This window comes from Klebsiella sp. K5-204, assembly GCF_030128585.1.
Classification (GTDB): Bacteria; Pseudomonadota; Gammaproteobacteria; order Enterobacterales; family Enterobacteriaceae; genus Klebsiella; species Klebsiella quasipneumoniae.
Genome location: NZ_JAKUZS010000004.1, coordinates 374222 through 400810 on the forward strand (window position 1 = coordinate 374222; position 26589 = coordinate 400810).

Annotated in this window: 25 protein-coding genes; 18 read left to right on the forward strand and 7 right to left on the reverse strand. The window is 58.7% G+C overall.

What is annotated here, in order from left to right; translation table 11 throughout:
• Positions 1–13: 13 nt before the first annotated feature.
• Together MKR05_RS13305 and rsmD are read right to left on the reverse strand one after the other, a co-directional pair.
• Positions 14–289: a DUF1145 family protein gene (locus tag MKR05_RS13305; protein WP_004202092.1), complete on the reverse strand. Its 276-nt coding sequence runs from the start codon at positions 287–289 to the stop codon at positions 14–16.
• A complete protein-coding gene (gene rsmD / locus MKR05_RS13310; RefSeq protein ID WP_023291233.1) occupies positions 279–875 on the reverse strand; it encodes a 16S rRNA (guanine(966)-N(2))-methyltransferase in 597 nt (198 codons plus the stop codon). Before rsmD ends, MKR05_RS13305 begins: the two co-directional genes overlap by 11 nt.
• A gap of 182 nt (positions 876–1057) precedes the next feature.
• On the opposite strand from rsmD, the gene ftsY reads away from it, so the two are divergent.
• The 4 genes from ftsY to rpoH all read left to right on the forward strand — a co-directional run bounded on the left by ftsY (position 1058) and on the right by rpoH (position 5433).
• A complete protein-coding gene (gene ftsY, locus MKR05_RS13315) occupies positions 1058–2590 on the forward strand; it encodes a signal recognition particle-docking protein FtsY (RefSeq protein WP_238875250.1) in 1533 nt (510 codons plus the stop codon).
• A 2-nt stretch (positions 2591–2592) separates the two neighbouring features.
• On the forward strand, positions 2593–3261 hold the full coding sequence (gene ftsE / locus MKR05_RS13320; RefSeq protein WP_004202097.1) for a cell division ATP-binding protein FtsE: 669 nt from the start codon (positions 2593–2595) through the stop codon (positions 3259–3261).
• Positions 3254–4309, forward strand: coding sequence for a permease-like cell division protein FtsX (gene ftsX, locus MKR05_RS13325; RefSeq protein WP_002920816.1), 1056 nt, complete (start codon positions 3254–3256; stop codon positions 4307–4309). Before ftsE ends, ftsX begins: the two co-directional genes overlap by 8 nt.
• Positions 4310–4578: 269 nt before the next feature.
• Positions 4579–5433 (forward strand): RNA polymerase sigma factor RpoH, encoded by an 855-nt coding sequence (gene rpoH, locus MKR05_RS13330; protein ID WP_002920815.1) that lies wholly within the window; start codon positions 4579–4581, stop codon positions 5431–5433.
• A gap of 45 nt (positions 5434–5478) precedes the next feature.
• On the opposite strand, the gene MKR05_RS13335 is transcribed toward rpoH, so the two are convergent.
• The gene (locus MKR05_RS13335) at positions 5479–7002 is read right to left on the reverse strand and encodes a PLP-dependent aminotransferase family protein (protein ID WP_032454254.1); all 1524 of its coding nucleotides are present in this window, start codon (positions 7000–7002) and stop codon (positions 5479–5481) included.
• Between the two features lie 118 nt (positions 7003–7120).
• On the opposite strand from MKR05_RS13335, the gene MKR05_RS13340 reads away from it, so the two are divergent.
• From MKR05_RS13340 to livJ, 3 genes are all read left to right on the forward strand, one after another.
• Positions 7121–8386: a 4-aminobutyrate--2-oxoglutarate transaminase gene (locus MKR05_RS13340; protein ID WP_238875245.1), complete on the forward strand. Its 1266-nt coding sequence runs from the start codon at positions 7121–7123 to the stop codon at positions 8384–8386.
• 146 nt (positions 8387–8532) lie between these two features.
• A complete protein-coding gene (locus MKR05_RS13345) occupies positions 8533–9777 on the forward strand; it encodes an aromatic amino acid transport family protein (RefSeq protein WP_023291229.1) in 1245 nt (414 codons plus the stop codon).
• Positions 9778–10034: 257 nt separating this feature from the next.
• Entirely contained in the window at positions 10035–11138 is a 1104-nt protein-coding gene (gene livJ / locus MKR05_RS13350) for a branched chain amino acid ABC transporter substrate-binding protein LivJ (RefSeq protein WP_002920812.1), read from the forward strand.
• A gap of 646 nt (positions 11139–11784) precedes the next feature.
• Here livJ and panM read toward each other — a convergent pair.
• Entirely contained in the window at positions 11785–12168 is a 384-nt protein-coding gene (gene panM, locus MKR05_RS13355) for an aspartate 1-decarboxylase autocleavage activator PanM (RefSeq protein WP_023291228.1), read from the reverse strand.
• A 423-nt stretch (positions 12169–12591) separates the two neighbouring features.
• Between panM and livK the strand changes: the two genes are divergently transcribed.
• The 10 genes from livK to ugpQ all read left to right on the forward strand — a co-directional run bounded on the left by livK (position 12592) and on the right by ugpQ (position 22675).
• Positions 12592–13701, forward strand: a complete 1110-nt coding sequence (livK, locus tag MKR05_RS13360) for a branched-chain amino acid ABC transporter substrate-binding protein (protein ID WP_248569186.1) — start codon at positions 12592–12594, stop codon at positions 13699–13701.
• A gap of 61 nt (positions 13702–13762) precedes the next feature.
• Positions 13763–14689 carry a high-affinity branched-chain amino acid ABC transporter permease LivH gene (gene livH, locus MKR05_RS13365; protein WP_002920807.1) on the forward strand — a complete coding sequence of 309 codons (927 nt, stop codon included), beginning with the start codon at positions 13763–13765 and terminating at the stop codon, positions 14687–14689.
• Entirely contained in the window at positions 14686–15963 is a 1278-nt protein-coding gene (livM, locus tag MKR05_RS13370; RefSeq protein ID WP_004202111.1) for a branched chain amino acid ABC transporter permease LivM, read from the forward strand. Before livH ends, livM begins: the two co-directional genes overlap by 4 nt.
• Positions 15960–16727: a high-affinity branched-chain amino acid ABC transporter ATP-binding protein LivG gene (gene livG, locus MKR05_RS13375; RefSeq protein WP_023291227.1), complete on the forward strand. Its 768-nt coding sequence runs from the start codon at positions 15960–15962 to the stop codon at positions 16725–16727. Before livM ends, livG begins: the two co-directional genes overlap by 4 nt.
• Position 16728: 1 nt before the next feature.
• On the forward strand, positions 16729–17442 hold the full coding sequence (gene livF, locus MKR05_RS13380; RefSeq protein WP_074423169.1) for a high-affinity branched-chain amino acid ABC transporter ATP-binding protein LivF: 714 nt from the start codon (positions 16729–16731) through the stop codon (positions 17440–17442).
• A gap of 271 nt (positions 17443–17713) precedes the next feature.
• On the forward strand, positions 17714–19030 hold the full coding sequence (ugpB, locus tag MKR05_RS13385) for a sn-glycerol-3-phosphate ABC transporter substrate-binding protein UgpB (protein ID WP_032454248.1): 1317 nt from the start codon (positions 17714–17716) through the stop codon (positions 19028–19030).
• Between the two features lie 106 nt (positions 19031–19136).
• On the forward strand, positions 19137–20024 hold the full coding sequence (gene ugpA / locus MKR05_RS13390; RefSeq protein WP_032454247.1) for a sn-glycerol-3-phosphate ABC transporter permease UgpA: 888 nt from the start codon (positions 19137–19139) through the stop codon (positions 20022–20024).
• Entirely contained in the window at positions 20021–20866 is an 846-nt protein-coding gene (ugpE, locus tag MKR05_RS13395) for a sn-glycerol-3-phosphate ABC transporter permease UgpE (protein ID WP_008806976.1), read from the forward strand. The genes ugpA and ugpE overlap by 4 nt, the downstream gene beginning before the upstream one ends.
• A gap of 1 nt (position 20867) precedes the next feature.
• On the forward strand, positions 20868–21938 hold the full coding sequence (locus tag MKR05_RS13400; RefSeq protein WP_238874779.1) for a sn-glycerol-3-phosphate import ATP-binding protein UgpC: 1071 nt from the start codon (positions 20868–20870) through the stop codon (positions 21936–21938).
• On the forward strand, positions 21935–22675 hold the full coding sequence (gene ugpQ / locus MKR05_RS13405; RefSeq protein ID WP_238874780.1) for a glycerophosphodiester phosphodiesterase: 741 nt from the start codon (positions 21935–21937) through the stop codon (positions 22673–22675). The genes MKR05_RS13400 and ugpQ overlap by 4 nt, the downstream gene beginning before the upstream one ends.
• Before the next feature lie 24 nt (positions 22676–22699).
• Here the strand turns inward: ugpQ and MKR05_RS13410 are convergent, their stop codons facing one another.
• Positions 22700–23020: a DUF2756 family protein gene (locus MKR05_RS13410; protein ID WP_023291222.1), complete on the reverse strand. Its 321-nt coding sequence runs from the start codon at positions 23018–23020 to the stop codon at positions 22700–22702.
• 123 nt (positions 23021–23143) lie between these two features.
• On the opposite strand from MKR05_RS13410, the gene ggt reads away from it, so the two are divergent.
• Positions 23144–24889, forward strand: coding sequence for a gamma-glutamyltransferase (gene ggt / locus MKR05_RS13415; RefSeq protein ID WP_023291221.1), 1746 nt, complete (start codon positions 23144–23146; stop codon positions 24887–24889).
• A gap of 89 nt (positions 24890–24978) precedes the next feature.
• On the opposite strand, the gene yhhY is transcribed toward ggt, so the two are convergent.
• Both yhhY and MKR05_RS13425 read right to left on the reverse strand, forming a co-directional pair.
• Positions 24979–25455, reverse strand: coding sequence for an N-acetyltransferase (yhhY, locus tag MKR05_RS13420; RefSeq protein WP_072421083.1), 477 nt, complete (start codon positions 25453–25455; stop codon positions 24979–24981).
• Positions 25456–25695: 240 nt separating this feature from the next.
• Entirely contained in the window at positions 25696–26337 is a 642-nt protein-coding gene (locus tag MKR05_RS13425; protein ID WP_023291219.1) for a polymer-forming cytoskeletal protein, read from the reverse strand.
• Positions 26338–26589 lie beyond the last annotated feature (252 nt).

Below are 26589 nucleotides of genomic sequence, written 5' to 3' on the forward strand. Positions count from 1 at the left end.
GCCCTTGTCAGGACTATTTCTTCAGCGTCGCCTTCAGTTTTTTCTGCCAGGCGACGAGCTCAAACACGCCGAAGATAAAAATGCGGATTTGCTCAAAGCGGCCCAGCGGCGGGGCATCCTTCGGCTGCGTCGCCTTGAGCAGCGTCAGCTGCAGACCGTGCATCAGGATCATAAAAATCAGCGCGACGTTGACGAAGATATTCAGCGGCTTCGGGAAGGGCTGAAACAGATTCAATAACAGAAAGGCCCAGACGCACAGCATCAGCAGGCGGCCTAAATTAATCAGCATGGTTCTCTCCTTGGGCCTCACGTTGGTAAAGACGGTACGCGACCTGTCCGGCCACTTTTTCACGATACAGATGCCAGTTCGCCGGTACCGGCGGTAAACCGTTTTCGACTTCGCTTTCGACGTACACCAGGGCCTCGTCGGCCAGCCAGCCCTGCGTTTCCAGCAGGCGCAGCGTCTCCTCCAGCAGCCCCTGACGGAACGGTGGGTCGACAAACACAATCTGATGCGGCGTGCCCGGTTGGCTCAGGAAGCTGAGGGTGTTAGTCGCGATCACCTTGCCGCGATCCGCTTTCAGGGTGGCCAGGTTTTTTTGCAACTGCTGAGCGACGCCGCGCTCCATCTCCAGTAGCGTGGTGCTGGCCGCATAGCGAGACAGCGCCTCAAGCCCCAGCGCGCCGCTACCGGCAAAGCAGTCGAGGCAGTGCGCGTCAACGATGGACGGCGCCAGCCAGTTAAAAAGGGTTTCGCGAACCCGGTCGGTGGTCGGCCGCAGGCCCGGGCTCTCCGGCACCGGTAATTTACGGCCGCGCCATTGCCCGCCGATGATGCGGATCTGGCCGCTGCCCGCGTGGTTTGGTTTTTTCATCTCTCTGCTCAAGTCTCAACTTCCGGCCTGCTATTCTAGCGATCGACGGCGGTTGACGAAACCTTAATCCGGGGGCGGTGCTGCGAGTTAAGTTAAGTGATAGACTATCCAACTAATTTCATCATTTTTTCAGCTTCTGATGAAGCTGCGCCATGAATAAACAGCGAGGAGTGTGGTCGCAAATGGCAAAAGAGAAAAAACGTGGCTTCTTTTCCTGGCTGGGCTTTGGACAGAAAGAGCAGGCACAGGAAACCGAGACTGAACAAAAAGTAGAAGAACAACAAGCGGTTGCCCAGGAGACGCCGGCGGCGGAAACCCCTGCTGAGCCGAGCGCGCCGAAAGCGGACCCGGAGGCGTTTGCCGAAGAGGTCGTCGAAGTCACCGGGACGGTGGTCGAAAGCGAAAAGGCCCACCTCGCGGAGCCTGCCAGCGCGCAGGAAGAAGAGGCGGCGCCAGCGCCTGCTTTGGTTGAAGAGGCGCCGGTCGTCGCGCCGGAGCCTGCGGTCAGCGAACCGCTGAAGGCGGAGGAACAGCCGGCAGTGGTTGAGTCGCTGGTGGAGGACGTTATCGCCGAACCGGTGGCGGCGGAGGCCGTGGCTGAGCAGCCTGTAGAGGATGTCGTCGCCCAACCTCAGGAGACGGAAGCGCCGGAAGAGGACGCGCCGTTAAGCGATGAAGAGCTGGAAGCGCAGGCGCTGGCGGCCGAGGCGGCAGAAGAGGCGGCGGTGGTGGTGCCGGCGCCAGAAGACGAGGCGCCGGTGGAAGCGCTGGCCCAGGAGCAGGAAAAACCGACGAAAGAAGGCTTTTTTGCCCGCCTAAAACGTAGTCTTCTGAAAACAAAAGAAAATCTCGGTTCCGGATTTATCAGCCTGTTCCGCGGTAAGAAGATCGACGACGATCTGTTTGAAGAGCTGGAAGAGCAGCTGCTGATCGCCGACGTCGGGGTGGAGACCACCCGCAAGATCATTACTAACCTCACTGAGGGCGCCAGCCGTAAGCAGCTGCGCGATGCGGAGGCGCTGTACGGCCTGCTGAAAGAAGAGATGGGTGAGATTCTCGCCAAAGTGGATGCGCCGCTGAACGTTGAAGGCAAAACGCCATTTGTTATTCTGATGGTCGGCGTGAACGGGGTGGGGAAAACCACCACCATCGGCAAGCTGGCGCGTCAGTTTGAGCAGCAGGGCAAAACGGTGATGCTGGCGGCGGGGGATACCTTCCGTGCGGCGGCGGTAGAACAGCTGCAGGTCTGGGGCCAGCGTAACAATATCCCGGTGATCGCCCAGCACACCGGCGCCGATTCCGCCTCGGTGATTTTCGACGCCATTCAGGCGGCGAAGGCGCGCCATGTTGATGTGCTGATTGCCGATACCGCCGGGCGTCTGCAGAATAAATCGCACCTGATGGAAGAGCTGAAGAAGATCGTCCGGGTGATGAAAAAGCTGGACGTCGACGCGCCGCATGAGGTGATGTTAACCATCGACGCCAGCACCGGGCAGAATGCCATTAGCCAGGCCAAACTGTTCCATGAAGCGGTAGGTTTGACCGGGATCACCCTGACCAAGCTGGATGGCACCGCCAAAGGCGGCGTGATCTTCTCGGTGGCCGACCAGTTCGGCATTCCGATTCGCTATATTGGCGTCGGCGAGCGTATTGAGGATCTGCGTCCGTTTAATGCGGGCGACTTTATTGAGGCACTTTTTGCCCGAGAGGATTAAGAATGATTCGCTTTGAACAAGTCAGCAAAGCCTATCTCGGTGGGAGACAAGCGCTGCAGGGGGTGAACTTCCACTTGCAGCCGGGCGAGATGGCGTTTCTGACCGGCCACTCCGGCGCAGGGAAAAGTACCCTGCTGAAGCTTATCTGTGGTATCGAACGGCCCAGCGCCGGGAAAATCTTCTTCAGCGGTCATGAAATCAGCCGCCTGAAGAGCCGTGAGGTGCCGTTCCTGCGCCGCCAGATCGGCATGATTTTCCAGGACCACCATTTGCTGATGGATCGTACCGTGTATGACAACGTGGCGATCCCGCTGATTATCGCCGGCGCCAGCGGCGATGACATTCGTCGCCGGGTCTCGGCGGCGCTGGATAAGGTCGGGCTGCTGGACAAAGCGAAGAACTTTCCGATTCAGCTCTCCGGCGGCGAGCAGCAGCGCGTGGGGATCGCTCGCGCGGTGGTCAACAAGCCGGCGGTGCTGCTGGCGGATGAACCGACCGGTAACCTCGACGAGGCGCTCTCGGAGGGGATTTTACGTCTGTTTGAAGAGTTTAACCGCGTCGGGGTGACGGTACTGATGGCCACGCACGATCTGGGGCTTATCTCCAGCCGTCCGTACCGCGTGCTGACGCTCAGCGACGGCCATCTGCATGGAGGCATTCGGGGTGAATAAGCGCGACGCAATGAACCAAATCCGCCAGTTCGGCAGCAAGTTCGATCGCCTGCGCAACGCGGCGGGCGGCGGCGGCGGCGGGCGCAATGCGCCAAAACGGCCGAAAGCGGCGCCTAACCCGGCCTCGCGTAAGAGCAACGTGTTCAACGAGCAGGTGCGCTACGCCTGGCACGGCGCGCTCCAGGATTTAAAAAGCACGCCGCTGGCGACCTTCCTGACGGTGATGGTTATCGCCATCTCGTTGACCCTGCCAAGCGTCTGCTACATGGTCTACAAAAACGTCAGCAGCGCGGCGTCACAGTACTATCCCTCGCCGCAGATCACCGTGTATCTGGAAAAAACGCTGGATGACGATGCCGCGGCGCGGGTGGTCGGCCAGCTGCAGGCGGAGCAGGGCGTCGACAAGGTGAACTATTTGTCACGTGACGAGGCATTGGGTGAATTCCGTAACTGGTCCGGCTTTGGCGGCGCCCTGGATATGCTGGAAGAGAACCCGCTGCCGGCGGTCGCCATCGTGGTGCCGAAGCTGGATTTCCAGAGCACGGAAGCGCTGAACACCCTGCGCGATCGGGTATCGCGGATCCAGGGGGTCGATGAAGTACGGATGGACGACAGCTGGTTTGCCCGCCTCTCCTCGCTCACCGGGCTGGTGGGTCGCGTGTCGGCGATGATCGGCGTGCTGATGGTGGCGGCGGTGTTCCTGGTGATCGGCAACAGTGTGCGCCTGAGCATCTTCGCCCGCCGCGATACCATTAACGTGCAGAAACTGATCGGCGCCACCGACGGCTTTATCCTGCGTCCGTTCCTCTACGGCGGGGCGATGCTGGGCTTCTCCGGCGCGTTTTTATCGCTGATCCTGTCGGAGATTCTGGTGATGCGCCTCTCGTCGGCAGTGACCGAGGTGGCGAAGGTGTTCGGCACCCAGTTTGAGCTGAGCGGCTTAGGCTTTGACGAGTGTCTGCTGATGCTGATCGTCTGCTCGATGATCGGGTGGGTGGCCGCCTGGCTGGCGACAGTGCAACATTTACGTCACTTTACTCCCGATTAAAAAAAGCGTGATATAATCTTTCCCTGCTGCAATGAGTTCCTGTTCGCAGGGAAAGATACCGCAAGCTTGTTCTCCTTTTCCTGCCCTCACTTTTTCATCGTGGTGTCACATTTTGTGCGTAATTTATTCACACCGTTGCAGGGAACTTGTGGATAAAATCACTGTCTGATACTAATGTGAGTGATATTCTCGTTGCTCATGAATGCTGGCATGCTTGTTGCCTGATGGGGACAAGACCACGTCAGAAGATATCAATTGAGAGGATTTGAATGACCAAAGAAATGCAAACTTTAGCTTTAGCCCCCGTTGGTAACCTGGAATCGTACATCCGGGCCGCTAACACTTGGCCGATGCTGTCGGCTGATGAAGAGCGGGAGCTTGCTGAAAAGCTGCATTACCAGGGCGATCTGGAAGCAGCGAAAAAGCTGATTCTGTCTCACCTGCGCTTTGTTGTTCACATTGCTCGTAACTACTCGGGCTATGGCCTGCCGCAGGCGGATCTGATCCAGGAAGGCAATATCGGCCTGATGAAAGCCGTGCGTCGCTTCAACCCGGAAGTGGGTGTGCGCCTGGTCTCCTTCGCCGTGCACTGGATTAAAGCCGAAATTCACGAATACGTGCTGCGCAACTGGCGTATCGTGAAGGTCGCTACCACCAAAGCACAGCGTAAGCTGTTCTTTAACCTGCGTAAAACCAAACAGCGTCTGGGTTGGTTCAACCAGGATGAAGTGGAAATGGTGGCCCGTGAGCTGGGCGTGTCGAGCAAAGACGTCCGCGAGATGGAATCCCGTATGGCGGCCCAGGACATGACGTTCGACATGTCGTCGGACGATGAATCCGACAGCCAGCCGATGGCGCCGGTTCTTTATCTGCAGGACAAAACGTCAAACTTTGCCGACGGCATCGAAGACGACAACTGGGAAGAGCAGGCGGCGAATAAGCTGACTGACGCGATGCAGGGCCTGGACGAGCGTAGCCAGGATATCATCCGCGCCCGCTGGCTGGACGAAGACAACAAGTCCACGCTGCAGGAGCTGGCTGACCGCTACGGCGTCTCCGCAGAGCGCGTGCGTCAGCTGGAAAAGAACGCCATGAAAAAACTGCGTGCCGCGATCGAAGCCTGATACGCCACCCCTGCCTGACGCCAGGCACCCCGATAACGCCCCGCCTCAGGTTGGGGCGTTTTGTTTTTCTGCGCCATCCATGGGCAGCAGCACCTCTGGACAGTGCGTCCGCAGGCAGCCTATCAGCACGCTGAACGCCGGCGCCATCTGCTCCTCGGGCTGGCTGGCAAATCCCATCAATAATCCTTTCTTACGCGCCGCCGTCAGGTAGTAGCGCGAGAGCGGCCGCACCAGAATGTGGCGCGCATTGGCCTCGCGGGCGATCGCCACATCGTCCGCCTCCTCCGGTAAATTGAGGATCAAATGCAGTCCGGCATTATCGCTGAAGTCCGACAGGGCGTCGGGCATACAGTGCCGCTGAATCAGCTCGGTTAAAAAGGCGCGACGACGGCTGTAGAGCAGCCGCATGCGGCGGATATGCGCCGAGTAGTGACCAGCGGTAATAAACTCCGCCAGCGCCATCTGGATCAGCGAATGGCCGCCGCGATAAAGCTCGGCGTGGGCGTGCTTCAGATCGCTGACCAGCGGGCGGGGGATCACCACATAGCCCAGGCGCAGGCCTGGATAGAGCGTCTTGCTGAAGGTGCCGATATAGACCACCGGCGCATCGGCCACCAGCCCCTGCAGGGCGGGGATGGGCTGCCCGGAAAAGCGAAACTCGCTGTCATAATCATCTTCGACGATCCAGCTGCCCTGCTGGCGGGCGAGCGCCAGCAGCCGCTGACGGCGTTCAAGGCTCATCACTGCGCCCAGCGGATACTGGTGAGAAGGGGTGACGAAGATGAGTCGCGGCGCATCGTCAACCGTTTCCGGCGGGCACAGCCCATTGGCATCGACGGTGATGGGGGCCGCCCGGACGTCGTTCATCGCCAGCACATGGCGAATGCCCCAGTAGGAAGGCTCCTCCACCCACGCCAGATCGCCGTTGTCGCACAGCATGCGAGTGACCAGGTCAATCGCCTGGTGGATCCCCTCGGTGATAAGAATTTGATCTGCCTGACAGTGGACGCCGCGCGATACCCGCAGATAATCCACCAGCGCCTGCTGCAGTTCCGGGGTACCGCCGTTGCAGCTGTAGCTAAGCCGCTCCGGCTTTGGCCGACGGCTGATGCGGGCCTGGATCTTGCTGAACAGCGGATGGGGAAAGGCGTTAACGTCCGGTACGCCGGGAATAAACGCTCCCCACTGGCGTGGGCTGGCGCTGACCTGGCCGAGCAGGTGCTGGCCACGGCGTGAAAGGTGCGCCGTCGATGTCGCGATACTGCTGTTTTCCCGCTTCCCCTTAGCGGTCAATGAACTTTCAGGCGCGGTTTGGGCAACGAATGTTCCGCTTCCCCGACGGGAAACCACATATCCTTCCGCCAGTAATTGTTCATAAGTTGTTAATATGGTGTTTCTTGATACGCCGAGTTCTCCCGCCAGGTCCCGCGACGGCGGCAGGCGGCTTTGCGGCGCCAGCGAACCGTCAAGGATCGCGCGGCGAAGCGCGTTGTATAAGCGTTTGTGCAGAAGAGGGTCGCGCTCTTCCTGCAGACGGACCAGCACCAGGTCACCCACCAGCGAACGCAATTGGATCCCTCAGATATTCAAAATTGGTACTCGATTATAGGGCCAACTCCTGTGTAAATAAACGACATCGTTTCTAATTTGTTGCGATAACGTGACATACACGACAGGAGATTCGCAGGTGAAAAGCTCAGAACTGAATCAACGTCGCCAGCAGGCGACGCCGCGCGGCGTAGGCGTAATGTGTAACTACTTTGTCGAGAAGGCGGAGAACGCCACGCTGTGGGATATCGAAGGCAATGAGGTGATCGATTTCGCCGCCGGTATCGCCGTGTTAAATACCGGTCACCGTCATCCGAAGGTGGTTGCCGCGGTCGCTGACCAGCTGCAGGCGTTCACCCACACCGCCTATCAGATTGTGCCGTACGAAAGCTATGTCACGCTGGCGGAACGTATCAACGATCTGGCGCCGATTGACGGGCCGGCAAAAACGGCCTTCTTCACCACCGGCGCGGAAGCGGTCGAGAACGCGGTGAAAATTGCCCGCGCTTACACCGGCCGTCCGGGGCTGATTACTTTCGGCGGCGGCTTCCACGGCCGTACCTTTATGACCATGGCGCTCACCGGTAAGGTCGCGCCCTACAAAATCGGCTTCGGCCCCTTCCCGGGCTCGGTGTATCACGGTGTCTACCCGAATGCGGCGCACGGCGTCTCCACCGCGGATGCGCTGAAAAGCCTGGAGCGCATTTTCAAAGCGGATATTGCGCCGGACCAGGTCGCGGCCATCATCCTCGAGCCGATCCAGGGAGAAGGCGGCTTTAACGTCGCGCCAGCCGATTTCATGCAGGCGTTGCGCGATCTGTGCGATACCCACGGCATTCTGCTGATCGCCGATGAAGTGCAGACCGGTTTCGCCCGTACCGGCAAGCTGTTCGCCATGCAGCACTATGATGTGAAACCGGATCTGATGACGATGGCGAAAAGCCTCGCCGGCGGTTTCCCGCTGTCGGGCGTCGTTGGTCGCGCCGAGGTGATGGATGCCCCAGCGCCAGGCGGCCTGGGCGGAACCTATGCCGGTAACCCGCTGGCGGTAGCCGCGGCGCTCGCGGTGCTGGATGTGATTGCTGAAGAGCAGCTGTGCCAGCGCGCTGAACAGCTGGGTAGCCATCTGCAGGAAGTGCTCAACCAGGCGCGCGCCACCTGTCCGGCGATTGTCGATGTCCGCGGTCGGGGGTCGATGGTGGCGGTGGAGTTTAACGATCCGCAAACTGGCGAGCCGTCGCCGGAGTTTACCCGCCAGGTGCAACAGAAAGCGCAGGAGAACGGCCTGCTGCTGCTGAGCTGCGGCGTCTACGGCAACGTGATCCGCTTCCTCTATCCGTTGACGATTCCGGACGCCCAGTTCTCGAAAGCGCTGGATATTCTGGCGCGCGTACTGAAGAGCTAACGTCTCCCGGTGGGCTGCGGCGGCAGGGAAGCCGAACAGAAACAGGAAGCCGCAGCCGGCTGTTCATGCTCAGCGTGAGTGGTTTATCACCCTGATATCACCTTTTTTCCGGCGGAGAAAACCGCCGGAGTAAAACGGAAAGTATTATGTCTGAAAACTCCACCTTTTCTCCCGTCCTCACCGGCCGGGAACGTACGGCTGTCCCTGCAAAATCTCTGAGCTTCGTCGAAGGGGTATCGATGATTGTCGGTACCAATATCGGCGCGGGTGTCCTCTCCATCGCCTATGCGTCAAGCAAAGCGGGCTTCTTACCGCTGCTGTTCTGGCTGGTGCTGGTGGGCAGCCTGACCACGGTGACCATGCTCTATGTCGCGGAATCTACGCTCCGCACGCGTAAACATCTGCAGCTCAGCGGATTATCAAAGCGCTACGTCGGCGGCTTTGGCGCGCTGATGATGTTCCTCTCCGTCTGCGTCAACAGCGTCGGCGCATTGACGGCTTATATGACCGGCAGCGGCAAGCTGCTCTACTCCCTGTTTGGCATTTCGCCGGCGCTGGGCAGCGTGCTGTTTTTCGTCCCGGCGGCAGGGGTGCTTTATCTGGGGCTGAAGGCGATCGGCCGCGGCGAGAAATTTATCAGCATCGGTATGGTGGTGATGATCTCGGTGCTGGTGATTGCCACGCTGTTGAAAGAGACTACCCGCGTGGGCTATCTGCTCGACGGCAACTGGCTGTATATGGTTCCGGTCTTCAATGTCGTGGCGTTCTGCTTCTCGGCACAGTATATCGTCCCGGAAATGGCGCGAGGCTTCGCCGACAAACCGGAAAAATTGCCTAAAGCCATTATGGTCGGTATGGCGCTGACCTTTACCCTGCTGGCGCTGGTGCCGCTGTCGGTGATCTCGCTTAATGGCCTGGACAATATTTCGGATGTGGCCACCATCTCCTGGGGCAGGGCACTTGGCGAATGGGCCTTCTTCTCCGCCAACCTGTTTGCGCTGTGCGCGATGTTGACCTCCTACTGGGGACTGGGCGGCAGCTTCCTGACCAATATCTTCGATCAGTTCCGCCTGGGGAATGATGAACAGCCCGCCCGCCGCTTGATGGTGCTGCTGGTGGTGGCGATCCCGCCGTTCGTGCTGGCCTACAGCGGTATGGTCTCTTTCGTCAACGCGCTCTATTTTGCCGGGGTGTTCAGCGGCGTTATTTTATCGATTATGCCGATCCTGATGCTCAAGGGCGCCCGCCAGCGTGGCGACCTGACGCCGGGCTGGACCTGTCCGGCCTGGATGACCCATCCGCTTATCCAATGCTTCATTGTGTTGTTGTATCTTTGCAGCGCCGTCTACGCGGTAGCGTCCGCGGTAGGCTACCTGCCCGCTGGCTGGTAATCAGGGCCTGTTTTGCACCGCGTCCGGTTCATGCTGGCGCGGTTTTTTTATTTGTCACTTATCTGTTACATAGCCCGCAATTTAGTCGTTTCAAATTCCTCAGAATGACGGTATGTTTAGCATAGTGTGCTGCAAAAGCGCGAGCAGCCCCCGGTTGGTTAGCTATCATATGCTTTTCCTATCGATATAAACAAAATAATGCGCTAACAAACAACATCACAACAAATGCAAAAACCATAATAATGGGGAGCCTCAGGATGAATATGAAGGGTAAAGCGTTACTGGCAGGATGTATTGCCTTAGTTATGAGCAGCGCGGCGCTGGCGGAAGATATCAAAATCGCGGTAGTCGGGGCGATGTCCGGCCCGGTGGCCCAGTACGGCGATCAGGAGTTTACCGGTGCCGAGCAGGCGGTAGCGGATATCAACGCGAAGGGCGGCATTAAGGGCAATAAGCTGCAGATCGTAAAATATGATGACGCTTGCGACCCGAAACAGGCGGTAGCGGTCGCCAACAAAGTGGTCAACGACGGGATCAAATACGTTATCGGCCACCTGTGCTCCTCTTCCACTCAGCCGGCGTCTGACATCTATGAAGACGAAGGCATTCTGATGATCACCCCCGCTGCGACCGCGCCGGAGCTGACCGCGCGCGGCTATAAGCTGATCCTGCGCACCACCGGTCTGGACTCCGACCAGGGACCAACCGCGGCGAAATACATTCTCGACAAAGTGAAGCCGCAGCGTATCGCAGTCGTGCATGACAAACAGCAGTACGGCGAAGGTTTGGCCCGTGCGGTGCAGGATGGCCTGAAAAAAGGCGGGGCGAACGTGGTCTTCTTCGACGGGATCACCGCCGGTGAGAAAGATTTCTCCACTCTGGTGGCGCGCCTGAAGAAAGAGAATATCGACTTCGTCTACTACGGCGGTTACCACCCGGAAATGGGCCAGATCCTGCGTCAGGCCCGCGCTGCCGGTCTGAAAACCCAGTTTATGGGCCCGGAAGGCGTAGCGAACGTCTCCCTGTCTAACATCGCCGGCGAGTCGGCGGAAGGCCTGCTGGTGACCAAGCCGAAGAACTACGACCAGGTGCCGGCGAACAAACCGATCGTGGATGCGATCAAGGCGAAGAAACAGGATCCGAGCGGCGCCTTCGTCTGGACCACCTACGCGGCGCTGCAGTCGCTGCAGGCGGGCCTGAATCAGTCTGACGATCCGGCGGAAATCGCTAAATACCTGAAAGGCGCGACGGTAGACACCGTGATGGGCCCGCTGTCGTGGGATCAGAAAGGCGACCTGAAAGGCTTCGAGTTCGGTGTCTTTACCTGGCATGCTAACGGTACGGCGACCGACGCCAAATAATTTAACCGGCGCCTTTCACGCTGCAAATGCGTTGTCTGCGCCCCTCAACCCCGGTCACTTACTGATGTAAGCTCCCGGGGATGTCGGGTCTTGACGCCTTTTTGCAACGCGAAATGCTGGATTAAATGGGTGGGCGCCTTTCACGCTGCAAATGCGTTGTCTGCGCCCCTCAACCCCGGTCACTTACTGATGTAAGCTCCCGGGGATATCGGGTCTTGACGCCTTTTTGCAACGCGAAATGCTGGGTTAAATGGGTGGGCGCCTTTCACGCTGCAAATGCGTTGTCTGCGCCCCTCAACCCCGGTCACTTACTGATGTAAGCTCCCGGGGATATCGGGTCTTGACGCCTTTTTGCAACGCGAAATGCTGGGTTAAATGGGTGGGCGCCTTTCACGCTGCAAATGCGTTGTCTGCATCCCTCAACCCCGGTCACTTACTGATGTAAGCTCCCGGGGATTTCGGGTCTTGACGCCTTTTTGCAACGCGAAATGCTGGGTTAAATGGGTGGGGCGCCTTTCACGCTGCAAATGCGTTGTCTGCGCCCGCTCGCGCTGCGCTTACCAGGGCTATAGTTGCCAGGTAGCCCGGCTAAGCGAAGCGCCGCCGGGTTCTTCCTTGGCCATGCTCCGCTTATTGGGGCTACGGCTTAATGCTTTTCCCAACCGGTCTGCTGGGCGCTAAAGCCGAGCGCCTGCATAAAGGCCGCCATCACGCCGCGGTCTTCCACCCCGCGGTCGGCGACGCGCCAGCTATTGATCGCCGGGTTATCACGCAATGTCTCTTCCACTAAATATTGCCCGACGCCGCGGCGGCGGGTCACTTCACGCACGCACAGATCGCTGAGCTCACCTTCGACGCCGCGCAGGGTAACGCGCACAGCGCCCAACAGGCGCTCGTTAAAGCGGGCGGCATAGAGACGATGGTTTTCATCCAGGGTCAGCGTCGACAGATCCTGCGACGGCCAGATTTTCCCCAGATCAATGCGATCCTGATCGCTGAAGTGCTGTAAACGGATAATAGTCAGTTTCATGGGCGGCAAGTCCAGTGCAAAACAGAGGCGCCAGTGTACCCAAAATTGCTGTCTGGCGGAGCGCTGTTTTTTGCGCATACATCAGGGGATTCGTTTTCCTGGCGTTGTTGGGGTAGCGCAATCCGTCATGGATCGAAAAATAAGCAGGATTTTAACCTAATGTGCAGCGTTTTATTCCGCCTTATGTATCGTTATTTTATGCTGCCGCATGGACTTTTTTTTGTTTATCTTCAGCAAAATACAGAATATTATCTTTGCTTAATCGACTGAAAAATAGAGATTTTAATCTGTTTTTTAGTGAAAAGCTGCGCTAAACCATTAAACTCAATGGTAAAAATGGCGTTGTTTAATAAAAGCACAGAATGCTTTTTAACCATAAAAATACAAAACATTTACACCACATCACGAACGGGGTTCTGCAGCATGAAAAGGAACGCGAAAACCATCGTCGCGGGCATTGTCGCATTAGCGATGTCGCACGCGGCGATGGCCAAGGATATTAAGGTCGCCGTGGTCGGCGCGATGTCGGGTCCGGTGGCCCAGTGGGGCGACATGGAGTTCAACGGCGCGCGTCAGGCGATTAAAGACATCAACGCCAGCGGCGGTATTAAGGGCGACAAGCTGGTGGCCGTCGAATATGACGACGCCTGCGATCCGAAGCAAGCGGTCGCGGTGGCCAACAAAATCGTCAACGACGGTATTCAGTACGTTATCGGCCACCTGTGCTCCTCTTCCACCCAGCCGGCTTCCGATATCTATGAGGATGAAGGCATCCTGATGATCTCCCCGGGAGCGACCAACCCGGAGCTGACCCAGCGCGGCTATCAGTACATCATGCGTACCGCCGGCCTCGACTCCTCGCAGGGGCCGACCGCGGCGAAATATATCGTCGAGAAAGTCAAACCGCAGCGTATCGCCATCATTCATGACAAGCAGCAGTACGGCGAAGGGCTGGCGCGTTCGGTGCAGGACAACCTGAAAAAAGACGGGGCCAACATCGTCTTCTTTGACGGTATCACCGCGGGCGAGAAAGATTTCTCCGCGCTGCTGGCGCGCCTGAAGAAAGAGAACATCGACTTCGTCTACTACGGCGGTTACTACCCGGAAATGGGCCAGATGCTGCGCCAGGCGCGCTCCGTGGGGCTGAAAACCGTGTTTATGGGGCCGGAAGGGGTCGGCAACGCCTCGCTGTCCAATATCGCGGGCGCCGCGGCGGAAGGGATGCTGGTGACGATGCCAAAACGCTACGATCAGGCCCCTGCCAACAGCGCCATCGTCAACGCGCTGAAAGCGGAGAAGAAAGATCCGAGCGGGCCGTATGTCTGGATCACTTACGCCGCGGTTCAGTCGCTGGCGCAGGCGATGGACAGAACCGGCAGCCAGCAGCCGCTGGATTTAATAAAAGATTTGAAAGCGCACGGGGCGAAAACCGTGATTGGGCCGCTGACCTGGGATGAAAAAGGCGATCTGAAGGGATTTGAGTTTGGTGTCTTCCAGTGGCACGCCGACGGCTCTTCGAGCGCGGCGAAATAAGCGCTGAAGATGAGTTATCCCTCCGCCCGCGATCCGCGGGCGGTTTGAAAAAGGTTACCTTATGTCCGAGCAGTTTCTCTATTTTCTGCAGCAGATGTTTAACGGCGTCACGCTGGGCAGTACCTACGCGCTGATCGCCATCGGCTATACGATGGTGTACGGCATTATCGGCATGATCAACTTCGCCCATGGCGAGGTCTACATGATTGGCAGCTATGTCTCCTTCATGATCATCGCCGCGCTGATGATGATGGGTATCGACACCAGCTGGCTGCTGGTCGCCGCCGGCTTCGTGGGCGCCATTGTGATTGCCAGCGCCTACGGCTGGAGCATTGAGCGCGTGGCCTATCGGCCGGTGCGTAATTCCAAGCGTCTGATTGCGCTGATCTCCGCTATCGGGATGTCTATCTTCCTGCAGAACTACGTCAGCCTGACCCAGGGCTCCCGCGACGTGGCGCTGCCGAGCCTGTTTAACGGCCAGTGGGTCGTCGGCCACAGCGACAGCTTCTCCGCGACGATCACCACCATGCAGCTGGTGATCTGGGTGGTGACCTTTATCGCCATGCTGGCCCTGACGCTGTTCATTCGCTACTCGCGGATGGGGCGCGCCTGCCGCGCCTGTGCCGAAGACCTGAAAATGGCGAGCCTGCTCGGCATTAACACCGATCGCGTCATTGCCCTGACCTTTGTCATCGGCGCAGCGATGGCGGCGGTGGCGGGCGTGCTGCTGGGTCAGTTCTACGGCGTGATTAACCCCTACATCGGCTTTATGGCCGGGATGAAGGCCTTCACCGCCGCCGTGCTCGGCGGTATCGGCAGTATCCCCGGCGCGATGATCGGCGGCCTGATCCTGGGTATTGCCGAGGCGCTCTCTTCTGCCTATCTCAGCACCGAATATAAGGACGTGGTTTCCTTTGCGCTGCTGATTCTGGTGCTGTTAGTGATGCCGACCGGCATTCTGGGCCGCCCGGAGGTGGAAAAAGTATGAAACCGATGCAAATTGCAATGGCGCTGCTCTCTGCTGCGATGTTCTTCATTCTGGCGGGTGTCTTTATGGGCGTGCAGCTGGAGCTGAACGGCACCAAACTGGTGGTGGATACCGCCGCCGATATTCGCTGGCAGTGGATCTTCATCGGCACCGCGGTGGTCTTTTTCTTCCAGTTGCTGCGGCCGCTGTTCCAGAAAGCGGTTAAGAACGTCTCCGGGCCGAAGTTTATTATGCCGGCGATTGACGGCTCGACGGTGAAGCAGAAGTTGTTCCTGATAGCCCTGCTGGTGATTGCCGTGGCCTGGCCGTTTATGGTGTCGCGCGGTACGGTGGATATCGCCACCCTGACGATGATCTATATCATTCTCGGCCTTGGGCTGAACGTGGTGGTCGGCCTTTCCGGCCTGCTGGTCCTGGGCTACGGCGGGTTCTACGCCATCGGCGCGTATACCTTCGCGCTGCTGAACCACTATTACGGTCTCGGCTTCTGGACCTGTCTGCCGCTGGCCGGCCTGGTCTCCGCGGCGGCTGGCTTCCTGCTTGGCTTCCCGGTGCTGCGTCTGCGCGGCGACTACCTGGCGATCGTGACCTTAGGCTTCGGCGAGATCGTGCGTATTCTGCTGCTCAACAATACCGAAATCACCGGCGGGCCAAACGGCATCAGCCAGATCCCGAAACCGACCTTCTTTGGCCTCGAATTCAGCCGCAGCGCCCGCGAAGGCGGCTGGGATACCTTCAGCAACTTCTTCGGCGTCAAATACGATCCCTCCGACCGGGTCATTTTCCTCTATCTGGTGGCGCTGCTGCTGGTGGTGCTGAGCCTGTTCGTTATCAACCGCCTGCTGCGGATGCCGCTGGGGCGGGCGTGGGAAGCGCTGCGTGAAGATGAGATCGCCTGTCGTTCGCTGGGCCTGAGCCCGACGCGCATCAAGCTGACCGCCTTTACCATCAGCGCCGCGTTTGCCGGCTTCGCCGGGACGCTGTTCGCCGCGCGCCAGGGCTTCGTCAGCCCGGAATCCTTTACCTTCGCCGAGTCCGCCTTTGTACTGGCGATCGTCGTGCTGGGCGGGATGGGCTCGCAGTTCGCGGTGATCCTGGCGGCTATTCTGCTGGTGGTGTCGCGTGAGCTGATGCGTGACTTTAACGAATACAGCATGTTAATGCTCGGCGGCCTGATGGTGCTGATGATGATCTGGCGTCCGCAGGGGCTTCTGCCAATGACGCGCGTGCAGTTGAAGCTGAAAAACGGTCAGGCGAAAGGAGAGCAGGCATGAGTCAGCCATTATTATCCGTCAGCGGCCTGATGATGCGTTTCGGCGGTCTGCTGGCCGTCAACAATGTGTCGCTGGAGCTCAAAGAGCGCGAGATCGTCTCGCTGATCGGCCCCAACGGCGCCGGGAAGACCACCGTCTTTAACTGCCTGACCGGTTTTTACAAGCCCACCGGCGGCACCATTCTGCTGCGCGACCAGCATCTGGAAGGGCTGCCAGGCCAGCAGATTGCCCGGATGGGCGTGGTGCGGACCTTCCAGCACGTGCGCCTGTTCCGCGAAATGACGGTCATTGAAAACCTGCTGGTGGCGCAACATCAGCAGCTGAAAACCGGGCTCTTCTCCGGCCTGCTGAAAACGCCGGCCTTCCGTCGGGCGCAGAGCGAAGCACTGGACCGCGCGGCCACCTGGCTTGAGCGTATCGGCCTGCTGGAGCACGCTAACCGGCAGGCCAGCAACCTGGCCTATGGCGACCAGCGCCGGCTGGAGATTGCCCGCTGCATGGTGACCCAGCCGGAAATTCTGATGCTCGATGAACCGGCGGCGGGGCTGAACCCGAAAGAGACCAAAGAGCTGGACGAGCTTATCGCCGAGCTGCGTAACCATCACAACACCACCATCCTGCTTATCGAACACGATATGAAGCTGGTGATGGGCATTTCCGATCGCATCTACGTCGTGAACCAGGGGACACCGCTGGCCAACGGGACGCCGGAAGAGATTCGTAATAACCCGGACGTGATCCGCGCATACCTTGGTGAGGCATAAGATGGAAAACGCGATGTTAACTTTTGACAACGTCAGCGCCCACTACGGCAAGATTCAGGCGCTGCACAACGTCAGCCTGCATATCAAACAGGGCGAGATCGTCACGCTTATCGGCGCCAACGGCGCGGGGAAAACCACCCTGCTCGGCACGCTGTGCGGCGATCCGCGCGCCTCCAGCGGGCGTATTGTCTTTGACGGTAAGGATATTACCGACTGGCAGACGGCGAAGATCATGCGCGAGGCGGTGGCGATCGTCCCGGAAGGGCGGCGCGTCTTTTCGCGAATGACGGTGGAAGAGAACCTGGCGATGGGCGGTTTTTTTGCCGCCCGCGATCAGTTCCAGACCCGCATCAAATGGGTGTATGAGCTGTTTCCGCGTCTGCACGAGCGCCGTATCCAGCGCGCCGGCACCATGTCCGGCGGCGAACAGCAGATGCTGGCCATCGGCCGCGCCCTGATGAGCCAGCCGCGTCTGCTGCTGCTGGATGAACCGTCGCTGGGGCTGGCGCCGATCATCATTCAGCAGATCTTCGATACCATCGAGCAGCTGCGCGAGCAGGGGATGACTATCTTCCTGGTTGAGCAGAACGCTAACCAGGCGCTGAAGCTGGCCGATCGCGGCTACGTGCTGGAGAACGGCCACGTGGTGCTGGAGGATACCGGCGACGCGCTGCTGGCCAACGAGGCGGTGCGCAGCGCCTATCTCGGCGGTTAATTCATCGCAACCCGGCGTCGTTCACTTCGCCGGTTTGTAGCCCGGGCGAGGCGCTTGCGCCGACCCCGGGAGCCGATCGCACAACTATTATCCGTGTCTCAGCTCCCACTTTACTTCCCCCGTCCTTTCATCGGCTTGTCATCTCTCTGACCCGTTACTATCTTTTTTTTGTAATAAAAAAGTTATTTTTCTGTAATTCGAACATGTCATGTTACCCCGCGAGCATAAAACGCGTGAAATCGCGCATCCGGCACAACAAGAGAGATAACCGATGATATCGTTACGACATACAGCTTTAGGACTGGCGCTGAGCCTGGCTTTTGCCGGTCAGGCCCTGGCGGTTACCACCATCCCGTTCTGGCACTCAATGGAAGGCGAACTGGGTAAAGAAGTGGATTCTCTGGCGCAACGCTTTAACGCGGCCAATCCTGATTACAAAATCGTTCCGGTATACAAGGGCAACTATGAACAGAGCCTGAGCGCCGGTATCGCCGCCTTCCGTACCGGCAACGCGCCGGCGATCCTGCAGGTGTATGAAGTGGGTACCGCCACCATGATGGCGTCAAAAGCCATTAAGCCGGTCTACCAGGTGTTCAGCGAGGCGGGCATCACGTTTGATGAATCGCAGTTTGTGCCAACGGTCGCCGGGTATTACACCGATTCGAAAACCGGCCATCTGCTCTCCCAGCCGTTTAACAGCTCCACGCCGGTGCTGTACTACAACAAAGACGCCTTCAAAAAAGCCGGTTTAGATCCAGAGCAGCCGCCGAAGACCTGGCAGGATCTGGCGGCCTACACCGCGAAGCTGAAAGCCGCCGGAATGAAGTGCGGCTACGCCAGCGGCTGGCAGGGCTGGATCCAGATTGAGAACTTCAGCGCCTGGCACGGCCTGCCGGTGGCGACGAAAAACAATGGCTTTGACGGCACCGACGCGGTTCTTGAGTTCAACAAGCCGGAGCAGGTGAAGCATATCGCGCTGCTCGAAGAGATGAACAAGAAGGGCGATTTCAGCTACTTCGGGCGTAAAGACGAGTCCACCGAAAAGTTCTATAACGGCGACTGCGCCATTACCACTGCCTCGTCCGGCTCGCTGGCCGATATCCGCCAGTACGCCAAATTTAACTACGGCGTCGGCATGATGCCCTACGATGCCGACGTGAAAGGCGCGCCGCAGAACGCCATCATCGGCGGGGCCAGCCTGTGGGTGATGCAGGGTAAAGACAAAGAGACCTACACCGGCGTGGCGAAGTTCCTCGACTTCCTGACCAAACCGGAAAATGCCGCCGAATGGCACCAGAAAACCGGCTATCTGCCGATCACCACCGCGGCCTACGATCTGACCCGCCAGCAGGGCTTCTATGATAAGAACCCGGGCGCCGATATCGCCACGCGCCAGATGCTGAACAAGCCGCCGTTGCCGTTCACCAAAGGCCTGCGTCTGGGCAACATGCCGCAAATCCGCACCATCGTCGATGAAGAGCTGGAGAGCGTGTGGACCGGCAAGAAAACCCCGCAACAGGCGCTGGATTCCGCCGTTCAGCGTGGGAATCAGCTGCTGCGCCGCTTCGAACAAGCAACCAAATCGTAATCTGTAACTTGCCCGGTGGCGCTGCGCTTACCGGGCCTACGATGTGCCTTATGTAGGCCGGGTAGGGCGTAGCCGCCACCCGGCATTGTTCAGGAACCCAATCTCAATGTCATCATCCCGTCCGGTATTCCGCTCGCGCTGGCTGCCCTATGTCCTGGTCGCGCCGCAGCTGATTATCACGCTGATTTTCTTTATCTGGCCCGCGGGCGAAGCGCTGTGGTATTCGCTGCAGAGCGTCGATCCGTTTGGCCTGTCCAGCCAGTTTGTCGGCCTGGATAACTTCGTGGCGCTGTTCCATGACCCGTACTATCTGGACTCGTTCTGGACCACTATCAAATTCAGCGCCCTGGTGACCGTCAGCGGCCTGCTTATTTCGCTCTTTTTCGCTGCGCTGGTCGACTACGTGGTGCGCGGCAGCCGCTTCTATCAGACCCTGATGCTGCTGCCGTATGCCGTGGCCCCCGCGGTGGCGGCGGTGCTGTGGATCTTCCTCTTTAACCCCGGGCGCGGGCTGATCACCCATTTCCTCGGCGAGCTGGGCTACGACTGGAACCACGCGCAGAACAGCGGCCAGGCGATGTTCCTGGTGGTCTTCGCCTCGGTATGGAAGCAGATAAGCTACAACTTCCTGTTTTTCTTCGCCGCGCTGCAGTCGATCCCGCGTTCGCTGGTTGAGGCTGCCGCTATCGACGGCGCCGGGCCAATCCGCCGCTTCTTCAGGCTGGCGCTGCCGCTGATTGCGCCGGTGAGTTTCTTCCTGCTGGTGGTCAACCTGGTTTACGCCTTCTTCGACACCTTCCCGGTGATCGATGCCGCCACCGCCGGCGGCCCGGTGCAGGCGACCACCACCCTGATTTACAAAATCTATCGCGAAGGTTTCGCCGGGCTCGATCTTTCCGCTTCCGCCGCGCAGTCGGTGGTGCTGATGTTCCTCGTCATTATCCTGACGGTGGTGCAGTTCCGTTACGTTGAAAGTAAGGTGCGTTACCAATGATTGAGAACCGTCGCGGGCTGACGATTTTCAGCCACACCATGCTGATTCTGGGCATCGCCGTCATTTTATTCCCGCTGTACGTCGCCTTCGTGGCGGCGACGCTGGATAACCAATCGGTGTTCGAAACGCCGATGACGCTGATCCCCGGCGGACATCTGCTGGAGAACATGAAGACCATCTGGGTGAACGGCGTTGGCGTCAACAGCGCGCCGTTCTGGCTGATGATGCTCAACAGCTTCATCATGGCGTTCGCCATTACGGTGGGCAAAATCGTCGTGTCGATGCTGTCGGCGTTCGCCATCGTCTGGTTCCGCTTTCCGCTGCGTAACCTGTTCTTCTGGATGATTTTTATCACGCTAATGCTGCCGGTCGAGGTGCGTATTTTCCCGACGGTGGAAGTGATCGCCAATCTCAACATGCTCGACAGCTACGCCGGGCTTACGCTGCCGCTAATGGCCTCGGCCACCGCCACCTTCCTGTTCCGCCAGTTCTTTATGACCCTGCCGGACGAGCTGATTGAAGCAGCGCGTATCGATGGCGCTTCGCCGATGCGCTTCTTTCGCGACATCGTGCTGCCGCTGTCGAAAACCAACCTCGCGGCGCTGTTCGTCATCACTTTTATCTACGGCTGGAATCAGTATCTGTGGCCGTTGCTGATTATTCAGGATGTGAATCTTGGCACCGCCGTCGCCGGCATCAAAGGCATGATCGCCACCGGCGAAGGCACTACCCAGTGGAATCAGGTGATGGCGGCGATGCTGCTGACCCTGATCCCGCCGGTTGTCATCGTTTTAGCCATGCAGCGCGCATTTGTGCGTGGCCTGGTCGATAGTGAGAAATAAAATGGCTGGTTTAAAACTACAGGCAGTAAGCAAAAGCTGGGATGGCAAAACCCAGGTGATTCAACCGCTGACGCTGGACGTGGCGGACGGGGAATTTATCGTCATGGTCGGCCCGTCGGGCTGCGGGAAATCAACGCTGCTGCGGATGGTCGCCGGACTGGAGCGGGTGACCAGCGGCGATATCTGGATCGACCGCAAGCGGGTCACCGAGATGGAGCCGAAGGATCGCGGCATCGCCATGGTGTTCCAGAACTATGCCCTTTATCCGCATATGAGCGTGGAAGAGAACATGGCGTGGGGGCTGAAGATCCGCGGCATGGGTAAGGGATTGATCGCCGAGCGGGTGCAGGAGGCGGCGCGTATTCTTGAGCTCGACGGCCTGCTCAAGCGCCGCCCGCGCGAGCTCTCCGGCGGCCAGCGCCAGCGCGTGGCGATGGGCCGCGCCATCGTGCGTGACCCGGCGGTATTCCTCTTCGACGAACCGTTGTCAAACCTCGACGCCAAGCTGCGCGTGCAGATGCGTCTTGAGCTGCAACAGCTGCATCGCCGCCTGAAAACCACCTCGCTGTACGTTACCCATGACCAGGTGGAGGCGATGACCCTCGCCCAGCGGGTGATGGTGATGAATAAAGGCGTTGCCGAGCAGATCGGCACCCCGGTGGAAGTGTATGAGAAGCCGGCCAGCCGCTTTGTTGCGAGCTTTATCGGCAGCCCGGCCATGAACCTGCTGGAAGGGCGCATCAGCGATGACGGCGGTTGCTTTGAGCTGGCGGGCGGCATCCAGCTGCCGACGAATCATGAGCACCGGCGCCACGCCGGGCGTAAAATGACCCTCGGTATCCGCCCGGAGCATTTTATCTTAAGCTCGCAGGCGCAAGGCGGCATTCCGCTGCTGATGGACTCCCTGGAAATTTTAGGCGCCGATAACCTTGCCCACGGGCGCTGGGGCGAACAGAAGCTGGTGGTCAGACTGCCGCACCAGCAGCGCCCGGCGGCAGGCAGCACGCTATGGCTGCATCTGCCTTTGGAACATCTGCACCTCTTTGATGGTGAAACAGGACAACGCGCATGAGTAACTGGCCTTATCCCCGTATCGTCGCCCATCGCGGCGGCGGTAAACTGGCGCCGGAGAACACCCTGGCGGCTATCGACGTCGGCGCTCGCTACGGGCACACGATGATTGAATTTGACGCCAAGCTGTCAAAGGACGGGCAGATCTTTCTGCTGCATGACGATAATCTCGAACGCACCAGCAACGGCTGGGGCGTGGCGGGGGAGCTGCCATGGGACGATCTGCTGAAGGTTGATGCCGGTAGCTGGTTCAGCCGTGAATTTAAGGGCGAGCCGCTGCCGCTGCTCTCCCAGGTGGCGGAGCGCTGCCGCCGTCACGGCATGATGGCGAATATCGAAATTAAACCGACCACCGGCCTTGGGCCGCAGACCGGCAACGTGGTGGCCCTGGCGGCGCGGGAGCTGTGGGCGGGAATGACCGCGCCGCTGCTGTCGTCGTTTGAAATCGATGCCCTGGAAGCGGCGCAGGAAGCCGCCCCCGAGCTGCCGCGCGGGCTGTTGCTGGATGAGTGGCGTGAGGACTGGCGGGAGTTGACCACCCGGCTGGGCTGCGTCTCCATTCACCTTAACCACAAGCTGTTGGACGCCGGGCGGGTGGCAAGCCTGAAACAGGCCGGCCTGCATATCCTGGTGTATACCGTTAACAAACCCCAGCGCGCCACCGAGCTGCTGCGCTGGGGCGTAGACTGCATCTGCACCGATGCCATTGACGTCATCGGGCCCCATTTCCAGCCTTAATAACCGCTGCGCGGCGGCTGGCCTTTACGGGTTGGTCTGCCGCAGCATCCCTCCGTTGTTGTTCGGCAGCACCTGCTGCGGCGGATTGAGATTCCCGCCCTGCGCCGCGCGCTGCTGATTGGTCTGCAGCTGGTTTTGCAAATGCTGCTGCTGGGAGCGAGTCTGATTGTTCAGATTCTGCTTCAGCATGCTCTGTTGCTGCTGTTGCTGCACCTTCATCTCATTTTGCATGCGCTGCTGGCTGGGGACCACGTAACCCGGCTGGTTGGGGTTGTTATCAATATTGATTGGCTGGGCTAAAACGCCGAGCGGCATCAGCGCCGCCAGAAATAACATCGCTTTCATGGTTTTCTCCTCCCGTGCGTGGGATCACTTAAGTGTACCTCGAATCCGCCATAACAATGATTTTTTAGGAGTTATCAACCAGGCTTAAGCGGGGAATGAAACCTACCTATCAGGAGTAAGACAATGATAAAAACAACAATCTGGCGTCAGGTGGTCATCGCTGCGTTGCTGGCGGGCGGTAGTTTTACCGTCGCCGCCAGTCCACCGCCGCCGCCGCCGGTCTCTTATGGCGTAGAGGAGGATGTATTCCACCCGGTGCGCGCCCGGCAGGGCATGGTGGCCTCGGTGGATGCGCTGGCCACCCGCGTCGGGGTGGATATTCTGCGCCAGGGCGGCAACGCTGTCGATGCGGCGGTGGCGGTTGGCTACGCGCTGGCGGTCACTCATCCGCAGGCGGGGAATATCGGCGGCGGCGGTTTTATGATGCTGCGGACGAAAGACGGCAAGACTACGGCGATCGATTTCCGCGAAATGGCGCCAGAGCAGGCCACCCGCGACATGTTCCTCGACGACCAGGGTAACCCGGACAGTAAAAAATCGCTCACCTCGCATCTGGCCTCCGGTACGCCAGGCAGCGTGGCGGGCTTCTCTCTTGCCCTGGAAAAATACGGCACCATGCCGCTGAACAAAGTGATCCGCCCGGCAATCAAGCTGGCGGAAGAGGGCTTTATTGTTAACGATGCGCTGGCGGACGATCTGAAGACCTACGGCAGCGAAGTGATCCCGCAGCACGAAAACAGTAAAGCGATCTTCTGGAAGAACGGCGAGCCGCTGAAGAAGGGCGACCGGCTGGTACAGAAGAACCTGGGGAAAAGCCTCGAGCTGATTGCCGAGCACGGTCCGGATGCCTTCTATAAAGGCGCTATTGCCGACCAGATCGCGGACGAGATGAAAAAGCACGGCGGGCTTATCACCAAAGCCGACCTCGCTAACTATAAGGCCGTGGAGCGCACGCCGATTAGCGGCGAATATCGCGGGTATGAGATCTACTCTATGCCGCCGCCCTCCTCCGGCGGGATCCACATCGTGCAGATCCTCAATATCCTCGAAAACTTCGATCTGCAGAAATATGGCTTTGGCAGCGCCGACGCTATGCAGGTGATGGCGGAGGCGGAGAAACACGCCTATGCCGACCGCTCTGAATATCTCGGCGACCCTGACTTCGTCAAAGTGCCGTGGCAGGCGCTGACCAGCAAAGCCTACGCCAAAGCGATTGCCGCCGAGATCGACGTCAATAAGGCGAAGCCTTCCAGCCAGATCCGCCCGGGCAAGCTGGCGCCCTATGAAAGCAACCAGACCACCCACTTCTCGGTGGTCGATAAAGACGGCAATGCGGTGGCGGTGACCTATACGTTGAATACCACCTTCGGCACCGGCATTGTGGCGGGGGACTCCGGCATTCTGCTGAATAACCAGATGGATGATTTCTCGGCGAAGCCCGGCGTACCTAACGTCTATGGCCTGGTGGGCGGCGACGCCAATGCGGTGGAGCCGAAAAAACGCCCGCTGTCGTCGATGTCGCCGACCATTGTGGTGAAAGACGGCAAAACCTGGCTGGTGACCGGCAGCCCGGGCGGCAGCCGGATCATCACCACTGTGCTGCAGATGGTGGTCAATACCATCGATTTCGGGATGAACGTCGCAGAAGCCACCAACGCCCCGCGCTTCCATCATCAATGGTTGCCGGATGAGCTGCGGGTGGAGAAAGGCTTTAGCCCGGATACCCTGAAGCTGCTGGAGGCGAAAGGGCAGAAAGTGGCGCTGAAAGAGGCGATGGGCAGCACTCAGAGCATTATGGTGGGGCCGGACGGGATGCTGTATGGCGCCTCCGACCCGCGTTCGCCGGATGATTTAACGGCGGGGTATTGATATGTTGCCCGGTGGCGCTGCTGCGCTTACCGGGCCAACCACTGCACGAACGTAGGTCGGGTAAGGCGAAGCCGCCACCCGACAACATGCTACTTCATTCTCGCCATATAATATGCATCCACATATTCACCGTTGCGCAGCGCGTAACGCTTGCCTGTGCCTTCGATCTCAAATCCGTGTTTTTTGTATACCGCAATCGCCGGCTTGTTATCAGCGAACACCGTCAGCTCAATGCGGTCAATGCGCAGCCAGTTATCGCACAGGTCGATCATCTCGCGCATCAGCGCGCTGCCGATACCGCGCCCCTGATGGCCGGCGGCAACCGCCATGCCAAAGGTCGCCACGTGGCTGCGACGAGGGCGCGGTTCGACATGGAGCGACAGATGCCCGGTAACCCGATCGTCCAGCGTCGCCACCAGATGGAAGGTATGGGGTTTGGGCTGTAGCTTCTCCTGCCAGGCTTCCATGGCGGGGTAAGGGATCTGTAGCGTGTCATGATAGACCTCCGGGTGCGCCATCAGCATACGTAAAGGTTCAGCATCGCGCGGTTCGGCATGGCGTATCACTATGTCACTCATTCCCTTGTCCTCTTTTTGGTGGTTGATTCTCCTTCACCATCTCTGACGGCAGCCGGGGAGTCAATGCCGTTTTTTGCAAAAAAAAGATAGACAAGTGCGAATGAGAATGATTATTATTGTCCTGCATTCAGGAAGACCCTTGCGGAAAGCCTGAAAGCACGACATTGCTCACATTGCTTCCAGTATTACTTTAGCCAGCCGGGTGCTGGCTTTTTTTTTGCTGCAACCTCAGGCGCTTTGCGGCCTGGCGGACATCACGCCGTCTTCCGCAACCAGGCCGATGAGATGACTTTTGCTTTCCGCCGCGGCCAGCACCTCGGCGCTGCCGGTGAACTGGCCGCCCTTTTTAATCGCCAGCGAGCGATAGGCGAGGGTGCCATCCAGATTGCCGTGTTCCTCAATGGTGATGCTGTCGCCGCGGCACTGGCCCTGAACCTTGCCATCAATAATCAGCTCACGGCAGCTGATGTTGCCCTCGACCTGACCTTCACGCATCACCTTAATCAGATGTTCTTTCGCCTCGATGTTGCCGGTAAGCTGGCCGTGAATATAGACATGGCCGCTGGCGACAATATTGCCGACGAAATGCACCCCGCTGGCGATGACCGTAGTCTCTTGTTTTTTGCTGGCGACCGCCTGGGATTCTGGGTTGTTTGCCGGAGGCGTGGCCACTTCTGACGTCTGAGGTTCCGTTTTATTTTTCTTAATAAACATCGCGTTAATTTTGTTCCGTTGGCTATGGAGGAGAAAGGCGACCAGTGCGCAGGCGGCCGCCAGGCGCGCCGGCACGATCGCATCGACAGACCAGGCGATCAGCGCGAGAAGCCAGAAAAAAAGGGCGCCGTTTAAGGCGAGATACTGTTTGTCCATCCGTAGCGGCTGGCTACTCCGTTAGTCATCAGCAACGTCCTGGTTTGCCCTCCACTTATCCGCAGTTTCGCCATTGAGATCAAGATATTTAACCGAAAAATGTCGATTTAATCTGTTGTTAATCAATGAGTTGTTAATAATTGCGTATGGATGGTACGCGACCTATTTTTTTGACGAATCTTCACGGAAAACGGACTGAGAGGATGAAGTCATGTCCCGGCTTGCGCTATGGTTGAAGGTAGCTCATTAACT